The 11,957-nt window shown below is 40.2% G+C and carries 13 protein-coding genes and 1 riboswitch; of the genes, 12 read left to right on the top strand and 1 reads right to left on the bottom strand.

Translation table 11 applies throughout. The features are described 5' to 3' along the window. Positions 1–68: 68 nt before the first annotated feature. Positions 69–200: riboswitch (FMN riboswitch) on the top strand. Positions 201–344: 144 nt separating this feature from the next. Beyond that, positions 345–926: a riboflavin transporter FmnP gene (locus C5695_RS11525; protein ID WP_117730850.1), complete on the top strand. Its 582-nt coding sequence runs from the start codon at positions 345–347 to the stop codon at positions 924–926. Between the two features lie 34 nt (positions 927–960). Here the strand turns inward: C5695_RS11525 and C5695_RS11520 are convergent, their stop codons facing one another. Then, the gene (locus C5695_RS11520; RefSeq protein ID WP_003215700.1) at positions 961–1,209 is read right to left on the bottom strand and encodes a ferredoxin; all 249 of its coding nucleotides are present in this window, start codon (positions 1,207–1,209) and stop codon (positions 961–963) included. A 268-nt stretch (positions 1,210–1,477) separates the two neighbouring features. Between C5695_RS11520 and C5695_RS11515 the strand changes: the two genes are divergently transcribed. The 11 genes from C5695_RS11515 (at position 1,478) to sleB (ending at position 11,941) form a co-directional block, all read left to right on the top strand. Beyond that, a complete protein-coding gene (locus tag C5695_RS11515) occupies positions 1,478–2,533 on the top strand; it encodes a YpbB family protein (RefSeq protein ID WP_117730849.1) in 1,056 nt (351 codons plus the stop codon). After that, a complete protein-coding gene (locus C5695_RS11510; RefSeq protein ID WP_117730848.1) occupies positions 2,526–4,034 on the top strand; it encodes a RecQ family ATP-dependent DNA helicase in 1,509 nt (502 codons plus the stop codon). The genes C5695_RS11515 and C5695_RS11510 overlap by 8 nt, the downstream gene beginning before the upstream one ends. Then, entirely contained in the window at positions 4,031–4,672 is a 642-nt protein-coding gene (locus C5695_RS11505; protein WP_117730847.1) for a CPBP family intramembrane glutamic endopeptidase, read from the top strand. The genes C5695_RS11510 and C5695_RS11505 overlap by 4 nt, the downstream gene beginning before the upstream one ends. Then, the gene (locus tag C5695_RS11500; protein WP_117730846.1) at positions 4,617–5,375 is read left to right on the top strand and encodes a LysM peptidoglycan-binding domain-containing protein; all 759 of its coding nucleotides are present in this window, start codon (positions 4,617–4,619) and stop codon (positions 5,373–5,375) included. The genes C5695_RS11505 and C5695_RS11500 overlap by 56 nt, the downstream gene beginning before the upstream one ends. A 64-nt stretch (positions 5,376–5,439) precedes the next feature. Then, positions 5,440–5,892, top strand: a complete 453-nt coding sequence (locus C5695_RS11495; protein ID WP_117730845.1) for a DUF2663 family protein — start codon at positions 5,440–5,442, stop codon at positions 5,890–5,892. Positions 5,893–5,979: 87 nt separating this feature from the next. Beyond that, positions 5,980–6,768, top strand: a complete 789-nt coding sequence (locus C5695_RS11490; RefSeq protein ID WP_117733109.1) for a metallophosphoesterase — start codon at positions 5,980–5,982, stop codon at positions 6,766–6,768. A gap of 165 nt (positions 6,769–6,933) precedes the next feature. Then, a complete protein-coding gene (locus C5695_RS11485; RefSeq protein WP_117730844.1) occupies positions 6,934–7,512 on the top strand; it encodes a genetic competence negative regulator in 579 nt (192 codons plus the stop codon). 196 nt (positions 7,513–7,708) lie between these two features. Continuing rightward, complete coding sequence (locus C5695_RS11480) at positions 7,709–8,983, top strand: Glu/Leu/Phe/Val family dehydrogenase (protein ID WP_003215501.1); 1,275 nt, start codon at positions 7,709–7,711, stop codon at positions 8,981–8,983. A gap of 123 nt (positions 8,984–9,106) precedes the next feature. Beyond that, positions 9,107–10,078, top strand: a complete 972-nt coding sequence (locus C5695_RS11475) for a YpdA family putative bacillithiol disulfide reductase (protein ID WP_117730843.1) — start codon at positions 9,107–9,109, stop codon at positions 10,076–10,078. A gap of 153 nt (positions 10,079–10,231) precedes the next feature. Further along, positions 10,232–10,888 (top strand): glutamic-type intramembrane protease PrsW, encoded by a 657-nt coding sequence (gene prsW / locus C5695_RS11470; RefSeq protein ID WP_117730842.1) that lies wholly within the window; start codon positions 10,232–10,234, stop codon positions 10,886–10,888. A gap of 201 nt (positions 10,889–11,089) precedes the next feature. Continuing rightward, on the top strand, positions 11,090–11,941 hold the full coding sequence (gene sleB, locus C5695_RS11465; protein WP_395940493.1) for a spore cortex-lytic enzyme: 852 nt from the start codon (positions 11,090–11,092) through the stop codon (positions 11,939–11,941). The last annotated feature ends 16 nt before the right edge of the window (positions 11,942–11,957 follow it).

Here is an 11,957-nt window from a genome sequence, read left to right as displayed (position 1 = left end):
AATTGCTCAGGATTTTTATCTGTACAAATGCTCATATATCATATATAATGATGTCGAATTGAATAATGATCAATCTTCGGGGCAGGGTGTAATTCCCTACCGGCGGTGATGAGCATAGTCTCTAAGCCCGCGAGCCTTTTTTGGCAGGATTCGGTGTGATTCCGAAGCCGACAGTATAGTCTGGATGGGAGAAGATGGAGGTTCGTAAACGTTGAAAATATGGTTTTTCACACGTTTATTTGTCTAGCCCAAATTCCCCGCTCCTGTTTTCATGAGCGGTTTTTTTGTGGCTGAAATTGAACAATCCTCTTTTCGAAAGATTTGATCGAAAAGGAGAGAGAATATTGAATCAAAGTAGAGTCAAACGCTTAGTCGTAATTAGTATGCTTAGCAGTATTTCATTTGTGTTAATGTTATTGAACTTCCCGTTTCCTGGGCTTCCAGGATATTTGAAAATTGATTTCAGCGATATCCCAGCGATTATTGCGATTTTAATTTATGGGCCGGGTGCAGGGATTGCAGTTGAGGCATTAAAAAATGTCCTGCATTATCTCATTCATGGCAGTATGTCTGGTGTTCCTGTTGATCAAGTAGCGAACTTTACAGCAGGTGTATTATTCATCTTACCAGTGGCTTTCATTTTCAAAAAAATTAAATCCGCTAAAGGTATTGCATGGTCTATGATCATGGGTACGTTGCTTATGACTGTAATGATGAGTTTTTTAAATTACTTTCTATTTCTTCCGGCGTACACATGGTTTTTAAATGCGCCACAGCTTTCTGATCATGTGCTTAAGACGACAATTACAGCAGGGATCTTACCTTTTAATCTTATTAAAGGAATCATCATTACCATCGTGTTTAGCTTTATTTTTGTGAAGATGCGTCCATGGTTTGAAAATAAACGTCGACTTCAAAATAGTTAATATAAAAAAAGCCCCTGCATAAGGGGCTTTTATACTATTCATGCTTAAGTGGGTCACCCTCGAAAGATTCGTCCGCAACTTTAATTGAGTCAGTTGGACATCCTTCAAATGCATCAAGCATATCTTCTTCAAGTACTTCTGGAACTTCTACAGTCCCTTGGTTGTCATCAAGCGTAACAAATGCAATGCCTTCATCATCATAATCATAAATGTCTGGAGCAGCTGCACCGCATGCGCCGCAAGCAATACATGTGTCTTTGTCTACAATTGTATATTTTGCCATGTTAAAAAAATACCTCCCAGATTGTTCGATGGAACACATGGTTTAACCTTTTTCGTTTCACCGATGAAAAAACAATTTCCTCAAACCTTATTGTAATGATTTTAAATTCACATTTCAACTGTAAAGTGATTGAGAATGCTTATCACATAAGGGTTTGTTCATAACTTTCCCCCATAAATTAAGTTTAAACATTTCTTCTCGTATGAAATCTGTTAAAATAAAGGGAGAAAATATTCGAATTTTGTCAGGAAGACAGGTGCTTTGATGAATGACTCTTCATTACTTGGATGTCATGTTTATGGACAGCGTATATAAATTGAACGGCGAACGCTCCATTAGTGCTGTCTACCATCTTTTTAAAGGAAAAAAATCATCACAAACCATACAGGATGCCAGTTTATTTGAGCTTTCCACATACTTCGGCTGTTACCCAGGGTTTACGAGGGAGCAGATGAATCGTTCTGCTTTAAAGCTTGAAGACAAGCACTACATTAGAAGAAAAACGGATGAGACATTCATCATCACAGATACAGGGCAGCATATGCTAAACCAGCATTTTACTGAAAAACCGATGCCTGCATATTTTCATGGTGCGAAATTTCATGACAAAGCAAAAATGCTATGGATGCGGCTCTCTTTACTTGTACAAGTGCTTTCTCATTATATGGCTGGATCGACTCATTACGTTCCAATCCAAAGAGATGTCTCGGTTCAAAGCTGGACAAAATCCTTTTTAAAACAGCACCAACAAAAGAACAAACTTTCACAAGACTTGCATCAAGAACTAGAAAGACTCCTTGAGCGTCTAAGCGATCAAGAGGCACTGCTTTTTATTTATTCGTTGACCTCAAATGATCGAATCGGGCGGACGTATCAGCAAATGGCGGAATGGATGAAAGAAGATGTGTGGTATGTGTATGTGCTTTTTTGGAATGTACTCCACTATTTTATTCAATCTGCCCAAAAAGGTGAGGCACCGATTTTGCAGCAGCTCATAGGTGACCTTGAATTTAAACGTGTGCTGACAACCTCTACCCACAAAACACTTGAGCTGGTACAAAAAGGGTTTGATATTGATCAAATCGCTCACATTCGTTCACTAAAAAAGGCAACGATCGAAGATCACATTGTGGAGCTTTCTATACATGAGCCTAACTTCTCAATAGATCCGTATGTAAGCTTGGAAGAGCAGCGGTCGATCCATGCTGTAGCGAGAGAACTTCAAACAAATAAAATGAAGCTAATTAAAGAAACACTCGAGCATCCATTTACTTATTTTCAAATACGATTAGCACTGACAAGGATGGTGAAAGCAAATGGATAAGCTTCATCAGACGCTCATGCGATACTTTGGCTACGACACATTTAAAGCAGGTCAAGAGGACATTATTCGAAGTGTACTACATCAAAAAGATACGGTTGCCATGCTTCCTACTGGTGGAGGGAAATCACTTTGCTATCAAATTCCAGGTTATATGACAGATGGGTTGGTTCTGATTATTTCGCCGCTTTTATCGCTAATGGAGGACCAAGTCGAACGAATGAAAATGCGCGGAGAAAAACGAGTGGCGGCGCTCAACAGCACATTGTCTTTTCAGGAGAGGCGACATATCATTCGGCATTTGCCATCATATAAATTTTTATTCGTCGCACCTGAGGCATTAATGTCAGAAGTGCTGCTAAAGCAGCTCAAATCGATGCGTATTGGTCTGTTTGTCGTCGATGAAGCGCATTGTATATCAGAATGGGGGCATGATTTCCGTCCTGAATATTCTAAGCTGGGCGAATGGAGAGAAGCGTTAGGTCATCCTGTGGCTTTAGCACTAACAGCAACAGCAACGAAACAAACATTAAAAGATACAGTGCAAACGCTAAAGCTACAGCATCCAGACTTCCATATTCATTCCGCCAACCGGCCAAACATCGCCTTATTCAAAGAAGCGCATGAAACGAAAGAAGCAAAAGAGACACGGGCCATTGAACTTGTAGACTACTTGCAAGGCCCAGGTCTTATTTATTGCCCAACACGGCAAATGACAGAAGAACTTGCACTTTTCATGAAACAAAAAACCGACCAGCGTGTTGAGTTTTATCATGGCGGAATGGATGCAGGAGATCGTATGCTCATTCAGCAGCAATTTATTAGCGGTCAGCTTGATCTCATTTGCTGCACGAGTGCTTTCGGTATGGGAATAGATAAAGCGGATATACGATTTGTCATTCATTTGAGCCCGCCGCAATCGATTGAAGCATTTATGCAAGAGATTGGAAGAGCGGGTAGGGACGGGAAAAACAGTGTGAGCATTCTTTTATATACAGAAGAGGATGCAGATATTCAACAACACTTGATCCAAGCAGAAGGATTTGACGATCCAGAAATTGATTTCTATTTAGCCCAACTGACACAAATGCAGACAAATGATGAAAAAAAATTACGTGAACGATTAATGGAAACAGGGCTTCAGGAGACGCGTGCAAGAATGCTGACGCATTATTACTTGATGCATGAGTCCGAAGAGCGCCCGGCAATCCTTATGAATCTAAAAGAAAAATTGCAGGACAGGCAAACAGAAAAGCTGAGAAAAGTGTGGCAATTTAAAGAGCGGATCATGGGTCATGACTGCTTTAGACAATCTCTGTTATTATATTTTCACGAACAGCTTGATGAAACGCAGGACATCTCCTCTAATAATTGCTGTTCATCTTGTGGACTTGACCTGTCTGATTATGAAAAAAAAGATCAATCATTGGAGCTGAATGAAATGAAGCACTGGAAGACCGAGCTGGATCGTATGTTTCATCTGACAAAAGAGGCGCAGCATTGATCGAACAACATCGACGAATCATCGAAAAATTAACCGATCGACAAGTTGTAGAACAGCTGTATTTCACGCAGCTGCTCATGCTTATCGTTTCTTTTCTACTAGGTCTATTTATGTTCGATCATTGGACGGATTTTACATCCCTTTGGCAGATTCATGATATGCGCATTCTGACATATGGAATTGGCGGCGCCTTGCTAGTCATCATTGTGGATGCGATTGTCATGAAGATTTTTCCCGCTCATATGTATGATGATGGCGGTTTAAATGAAAAGATGTTCAAAAACCGCAGCATCCCGCATATTGTTTGGTTAGCTCTTCTTATCGCCTTTTCAGAGGAAATACTATTCCGCGGGATCGTTCAACATCAGTTTGGTTTGGAGATTGCCAGCATCGTGTTTGCACTTCTTCACTTTCGCTATTTATCAAAAATACTCTTGTTTATCCTCGTGGTTTCCATTAGTATTTTTTTAGGACTTTTATACGAGTGGACTGGGAATTTATTTGTTCCTGTCATGACCCATTTTGTCATCGACTTAGTTTTTGCTTGTCAAATTCGTTTGAAATATAAGGGGAGGGATGAACATGGAAGAAATGTCGAGAATGCAGAGAAAGAAGGAGCAGTTGACAAACATCCATGACGACGATGTAGAGGAAATTATTGAAGACAAAGTACATCCTTCTGATGAATCTCACTTTCCTACACGAGAAGATTTTCATGAATATAAGAAGCAGCGTACGAAAAAAGTGCGAAATCCTTTGTTTACAACATTGGCTATTGTCTTTCCTATTATCGTCATCACTGTGTTCTTTCTGTTGATCTACTACACATCTAAGGAGATCAACGATAATAATCAAGGTGTATATATCGATAAAACATCAAGTGCTGATACAGACCCAGTGCCGTCAGCACTTGCCGAAACCAAAAATGACTCTAACACTGATAAAGTGGATGCATCTGATGAAGAGAAGAAAAAGAATGATGAAGAAAAAGAAAAGCAGCGATCAAAAGAAAAAGCAGAGCAGAAGAAAAAAGAAAAAGCCGCTAAAGAGAAAAAAGAGCGCGAAAAAGCTGCCGCTGCAAAAAAACGTGAACAGCAGCAACTAGCACTCCAAAAGCAGCAAGAAGAGAAAAAACGAAAAGAAGCCGAAGAGAAAAAGAAGCAGGAAGAAAAGCCAGCTCGTGTCGTACAGCATACTGTTGGTCCAAAGGAAAACTTGTATCGAATCTCGATCAAATATTATAAAGACCGCTCGGGTGAAGAGAAAATTAAAGCCTATAATCATTTAAAAGGGGACAGTGTATATAGCGGTCAAGTACTGAACATTCCACTAGAAAAATAATCACCTGACATGAATCAATGAAAAAGCACATACATATGTAGAAAAAAGGGACAGGGTGTATGTGATGACATTGCACGCAATCAGCCGTTATATGGATCAGCCGACACAGAAAATGATGGAAACGTTGATCAAAAGAAAGCACAAATATGAGGGCTTTGCCAAGCAGTGCAAAAGATGGCAATGGACAGCCCTTTTGTCGCTGGCCATTCTTTTGATTTATTTTGTGACAATGGCAAATACGGGAGGCTCTCTTCAACCGGAAGCGATGATTGCAACACTGCTTGGTCATGAGATCTTTCTATTTTGGATCATGGCTGAGGTGTTTGCTTTTTACGCATCCTATTACTATAAGAAAAAAGAAGAAAAGGCTGAGGATGAATATCATCGGCTTAGATGTGAGATTATACAAAAAAGCACAGACTTATGGCCTCAATCAAACCAGTGGAAAGAACGTGAAGCGGTCTTTCACTATATGCAGCAGCAATATGACATTAATCTCTATTATGAAAGTAAATAAATGAGGAAAGAAGACGTTTAACAATTGAAACGTCTTTTTTCATTCAAGCGTCTTATGAACGAAACAGATGTAAGGGAGCCATTTATGATGAAATATGCCATCGGATTTACTGCCGCCATTGCGGCTGTTACAACAGGTGTGTGTGTAACGGCAAAAATGGTGAAAACGGCAAAGCAAAACAACATCAAGAAGCATTACTTTACAATAGAAGCACTTCAATCAGATCGGCCAGCCGTTATTTTCTTTATTTCGGATACACATCGGCGACTCATAAGTGACTCATTATTAGCTGAGGTCACACAAGAAAAACCGGATGTCATTATGATAGGCGGGGACTTAGCAGAAAAAGGTGTACCCTACGCCAGAATTGAAGAAAATGTAAAACGTTTATCAAGAATTGCGCCTGTTTATTTTGTTTGGGGGAATAATGATCACGAGCTGCATCAGCAAAAGTTTAAAGAGATTCTTCACGCCTACGATGTCACGACTTTGCAAAATGAAACAGCTGTGTGGAATTTCGAAGGACAGCCCATTAGAGTTGGAGGGATTGATGATATTCGGCTTGAAAAAGCGGATTATGAAGCGATACGGCCTGATTTTGTGAAAGGTGACGTGAATATTCTCTTATCACACAACCCAGACGTACATCATTTAATGAGTGAAGAGGAAGGAATCGACCTTGTTCTGAGTGGTCATACGCACGGAGGTCAGATCCGAATTGGAAAATTTGGTCCTTATGAAAAAGGAAGAACAGGTCAGGTGAAAGGTGCGTTCTTTCTCATTAGTAATGGCTATGGCACAACAAAGATTCCAATGCGTCTCGGGGCAGAACCGGAAACACATCTGATCTATTTAATGCCTTTAAAAACGCGTTAATATGCTGCACCCTCAATATTTTCCATAAAAGTCACCGTAAGCATAGCTTCATGCTTGTCTTCCGTCTTGACACAGTGTAAACTGAATACAAAATTAAGAACCTATGACTCATCATCTCATATACTACAGTATGATGTGTGTTTAGAAGAGGCAGGAGGGAACGTTATGCGACTGGAGCGTCTGAATTATAATAAAATCAAAATTTTTCTCACACTAGATGATCTGACAGACCGAGGTCTTACGAAAGAAGACCTTTGGAAAGATTCGTTCAAAGTCCATCAACTGTTTAAAGACATGATGAACGAGGCGAATCAGGAGCTCGGTTTTGAAGCGAATGGACCGATTGCTGTTGAAGTATTTTCTCTTCAGGCGCAGGGGATGGTCGTCATTGTCACAAAGAGTCAGCAGGAAGATGCTGATGATGAGTTTGATGAAGATTACATTGAGATGCAAGTCAAGCTCGACGAGAGTAAGCATGTGCTCTATCAATTTGCCTCGTTTGAAGATGTGATTCAACTGTCCCATAGTTTAAATCGTATTGGACTTTTCGGGGGTACAGTTTACCATTATGAAGGTCAATATTTTCTCAGCCTAGATGATTTTGAAGAGCTGTCTGCTGATACAGTCATCTCCATTTTAGCGGAGTTTGGCTCTCCTACGACATTAACGATTCATCGGCTAAAAGAATATGGAAAAGTGATCATGCAAGATGATGCAGTGAAAACGATTCAAATGTATTTTTAATCACTTTTTTCTATTATATTTAATACTGTTGTGATGAAACAACAGTATTTTTTTATATCGTTTTTATATTTATAAACGCTGATATTTTATTTTCTATAAAAAACGCTTTTTACCTTTGCTTTACCAGTACGAAGGTGTATACTATTGCTTGAAAGGGAGCAGTAGATCATGAAAGATTTCTAGGGGGTTTATTTTAATGGCAGCCGATCAAAACGCCGCTCATAACGCAGAAGATAAGCTAGATGTTTTAAAGTCAACTCAAACCGTCATACATAAAGCGCTAGACAAATTAGGGTATCCGCAAGAAGTGTATGAATTGCTGAAGGAACCAATTCGTCTATTAACGGTCAAAATTCCAGTACGGATGGATGATGGATCAGTGAAAATTTTCACTGGTTACCGTGCGCAGCACAATGATGCTGTCGGTCCGACAAAAGGCGGCATTCGTTTCCACCCGAACGTTACTGAAAAAGAAGTAAAAGCGCTTTCAATTTGGATGAGTTTAAAATGTGGTATTGTGGATCTTCCTTATGGCGGAGGAAAAGGCGGTATTATCTGTGATCCAAGAGAAATGTCATTCAGAGAGCTTGAAAAACTAAGCCGCGGCTATGTTCGCGCAATCAGCCAAATTGTTGGTCCAACAAAAGATGTACCAGCACCAGATGTGTTTACAAACTCGCAAATCATGGCATGGATGATGGATGAATATTCTAGAATGGATGAGTTTAACTCACCAGGATTTATTACAGGAAAACCGATTGTTCTTGGAGGATCACATGGACGTGATACTGCAACAGCAAAAGGTGTGACAATCTGCATCAAAGAAGCGGCAAAGAAAAAAGGAATTGACATCAACGGGGCACGTGTTGTCGTACAGGGATTCGGAAACGCAGGAAGTTACTTGGCTAAATTCATGTATGATGCTGGAGCAAAAATCGTAGGAATTTCAGATGCTTACGGCGGATTATACGATGAAGATGGGCTAGATATTGACTACTTGCTTGACCGACGTGACAGCTTTGGAACTGTTACTAAATTATTTAACGATACCATTACAAACCAAGAACTGCTGGAGTTGGATTGTGATATTTTAGTACCTGCAGCTATTGAGAACCAGATCACAGAAGATAATGCGGCAAACATTAAAGCCAAAATTGTCGTAGAAGCAGCAAATGGACCAACGACACTTGAAGGAACAAAAATTCTTTCAGATCGTGGTGTACTGCTTGTCCCAGACGTACTTGCGAGTGCGGGTGGAGTGACAGTCTCTTACTTTGAATGGGTGCAGAATAACCAAGGCTTCTATTGGACTGAAGAAGAAGTTGAAACTCGTTTAGAAGATATGATGGTGAAATCATTTAATAATATTTATGAAATGGCGCAAAACCGCCGCATTGATATGCGTCTTGCTGCATATATGGTCGGTGTACGAAAAATGGCTGAAGCTTCTCGATTTAGAGGCTGGATTTAAGCGGCTTATTTGCATCGCGCCTTAAAATCTCCTATCCTTAAATAGGAGATTTTTTTATGGAATGGAACAAATCATCAAACAGCTCGCAATTGTTATTGCATTGAAACGACAGGAGTGGAACAAATGAAACAAGAAAAAGCGATCATAATAGGAGGCGGCCCGTGCGGTTTATCAGCTGCCATTGCCTTCAAGCAGATCGGTATTGACGCCCTTGTGATTGAAAAGGGGAATGTCGTCAACAGTATTTATCATTATCCAACACATCAAACCTTTTTCAGTACGAGTGAAAAGCTTGAGATTGGTGATGTCGCTTTTATTACTGAAAACCGCAAGCCCGTTCGTATTCAGGCGCTTTCCTATTACCGAGAGGTGGTTAGACGAAAAAGCCTGCGTGTGCATGCCTTTGAAAAAGTAAACGCCGTGACGAAAAAAGATGGCCGTTTTACCGTGAGCACTTCAGAAGACGACTATTCATGTGATTACGTTGTCATTGCAACGGGTTACTATGACCATCCCAACTATATGAATGTCAAAGGCGAAGACCTTCCGCATGTGTATCATTATTTTAAAGAAGGACACCCATACTTTGATAAAGATGTGACGGTGATCGGTGGGAAGAACTCTAGTGTTGATGCTGCGTTAGAACTTGTGAAATGCGGAAGCAGGGTCACTGTACTCTATCGAGGAACTGAATATTCGTCCAGCATCAAGCCTTGGATTTTACCAGAGTTTGAAGCACTTGTCCGTAATGGAACCATTCGAATGGAGTTTGGGGCACAGGTGAAAGAAATCACAGAAAAAGAAGTGATTTTTACAAACCAGCAAGACCAAACCGATCGAGTGAAAAGTGATTTTGTTTTTGCTATGACAGGCTATCATCCAGATCATTCTTTCTTAGAAAAAATGGGTGTATCGATTGATCAAGAATCAGGCCGCCCAGCATTTGATGAACAGACGATGGAGACAAATGTAGAAGGTATTTTCATTGCAGGAGTCATTGCAGCTGGAAATAATGCCAATGAAATTTTCATTGAAAATGGAAGATTTCATGGCGGATTGATTGCAGAAGAAATCAGTAAAAGAATGAACCGATAATAAAAGAACCGGACCTTCAAAAGGTTCGGTTCTTTTTGATATAAAATGGGATTATATAGAAAAAAATTTTCATAAAAATAGGCTCGAGTCATATAAAAAAAGGGTAAATCATGGTACGATAATGAAGGATAATGTAGGGAAAGAGGTCTGATTATGATCGCAATCATCTCAGCAGGTTTAGCTCCCGGCATCGCACTTTTAAGTTACTTTTATTTGAAAGATCAGTACGACAATGAGCCGGTTCATATGGTCATCAGATCTTTTATGCTAGGCGTTATACTTGTGTTTCCAACCATGTTTATTCAATATGTCCTTCAAGAGGAACATATCGCAACGAACCCAATTCTGATTTCATTTGTGACGTCGGGCTTTTTAGAGGAATCATTAAAATGGTTTATTTTAATGGTCAGCGTCTATGCGCATGCTCAGTTTGACGAACATTATGATGGGATTGTGTACGGAACAAGCGTCTCTCTTGGTTTTGCAACATTAGAAAATATTCTTTACTTGGTCGGGCATGGGGTTGAATATGCATTTACCCGTGCTTTATTACCTGTATCAAGTCATGCTTTATTCGGTGTTGTGATGGGGTTTTATATTGGGAAAGCCCGTTTCTCTGCAAAAAAAGAGCAAGTGAAATGGCTGATCCTATCTTTAACGCTCCCAGTACTTTTTCACGGCTTATATGATTTTATTCTTCTTGGCATGAGAAATTGGGGATATATTATGCTGCCGTTCATGATTTTTTTATGGTGGTTTGGTCTGCGAAAAGCAAAAAAGGCCCGTGCGGTGAAAATGGTGCAAATTTAATATGGAAAACGTCCTATCAGTTGATAGGGCGTTTTTTTGTCTTTTCATCCAATTCTCTCCTGCGATGAATGTATAAAAATAGGGATCGGAAGAAATATATATTCAAACATCAAAAGTACAGGAGGATCAAATATGGACAAAGCTCGTTTCATGAAACAATTCGTCCTTATCTTCTCAATCGTTCTACTCGCGTCTTCGCTAATGACAGCAGAAAAAAGTGAAGCTTTCACCAATCAAGTCATCCAGCGAGGTGCAACAGGAGAAGATGTAGTCGAGCTGCAAGCACGGCTCCAATACAATGGCTTTTACAATGGCAAAATTGATGGTGTATATGGCTGGGGGACGTACTGGGCCGTTCGCAATTTTCAAAGCCAATTTGGTGTAAAAAAGGTCGATGGACTTGTAGGAAAACAAACAAAAAGCCTATTAGTTCAGAAAACAAAATACTATAAAGACTTTGTTCAGCAGCAGCTGCAAAAGGGGAATCAGTTTACACATTATGGCGGGAAGCCTCTTGATCAGCAAACAAAAGCTCCTGCGCAAAGAAGCTCACAAAAGAAGACAGCTCAAGGGGCAAAAGAGAATCAAAAAAGTCAAAACGGAGGAAGCGGGTCGTCTGGGAAGTCTGCAAATCAGGCGGGCAATCAGCAAGCAAATCAAACACCGAAACAAACAGCAGCCAACATGCCAGGTGGTTTTTCAAGCAATGACATTCAGCTCTTATCACAAGCGGTTTATAGTGAAGCAAGAGGAGAGCCGTATGAAGGACAGGTGGCGATCGCTGCCGTCATTTTAAACCGTTTGAACAACTCGACTTTTCCAAATACAATCGCAGGAGTTATTTTTGAACCGCTTGCGTTTACAGCTGTAGCAGATGGCCAGTTTTATATGACACCAAATGAAACTGCAAAAAAAGCTGTGTTTGATGCCATTAACGGCTGGGATCCATCTGAGAGCGCCGTCTATTACTTTAATCCTGATACCGCCACAAGTCCATGGATTTGGGGAAGACCACAAATTAAACGCATCGGGAAACATATTTTCTGCGAATAAAAAGAGGTGTAAATAA

The sequence above is a fragment of the Bacillus pumilus genome (assembly GCF_003431975.1).
Lineage (GTDB): Bacteria > Bacillota > Bacilli > Bacillales > Bacillaceae > Bacillus > Bacillus pumilus_N.
This window is presented reverse-complemented; position numbering and strand designations above follow the sequence as displayed.

Excerpts from the sequence above, each read along its gene's own strand:
- C5695_RS11520 (WP_003215700.1), bottom strand. The coding sequence starts at position 1,209 with ATGGCAAAATATACAATTGTAGACAAAGACACATGTATTGCTTGCGGC.
- C5695_RS11515 (WP_117730849.1), top strand. The coding sequence starts at position 1,478 with ATGACTCTTCATTACTTGGATGTCATGTTTATGGACAGCGTATATAAA.
- C5695_RS11510 (WP_117730848.1), top strand. The coding sequence starts at position 2,526 with ATGGATAAGCTTCATCAGACGCTCATGCGATACTTTGGCTACGACACA.
- C5695_RS11500 (WP_117730846.1), top strand. The coding sequence starts at position 4,617 with ATGGAAGAAATGTCGAGAATGCAGAGAAAGAAGGAGCAGTTGACAAAC.
- C5695_RS11495 (WP_117730845.1), top strand. The coding sequence starts at position 5,440 with ATGACATTGCACGCAATCAGCCGTTATATGGATCAGCCGACACAGAAA.
- C5695_RS11490 (WP_117733109.1), top strand. The coding sequence starts at position 5,980 with ATGAAATATGCCATCGGATTTACTGCCGCCATTGCGGCTGTTACAACA.
- C5695_RS11485 (WP_117730844.1), top strand. The coding sequence starts at position 6,934 with ATGCGACTGGAGCGTCTGAATTATAATAAAATCAAAATTTTTCTCACA.
- C5695_RS11480 (WP_003215501.1), top strand. The coding sequence starts at position 7,709 with ATGGCAGCCGATCAAAACGCCGCTCATAACGCAGAAGATAAGCTAGAT.
- C5695_RS11475 (WP_117730843.1), top strand. The coding sequence starts at position 9,107 with ATGAAACAAGAAAAAGCGATCATAATAGGAGGCGGCCCGTGCGGTTTA.
- prsW (WP_117730842.1), top strand. The coding sequence starts at position 10,232 with ATGATCGCAATCATCTCAGCAGGTTTAGCTCCCGGCATCGCACTTTTA.
- sleB (WP_395940493.1), top strand. The coding sequence starts at position 11,090 with ATGACAGCAGAAAAAAGTGAAGCTTTCACCAATCAAGTCATCCAGCGA.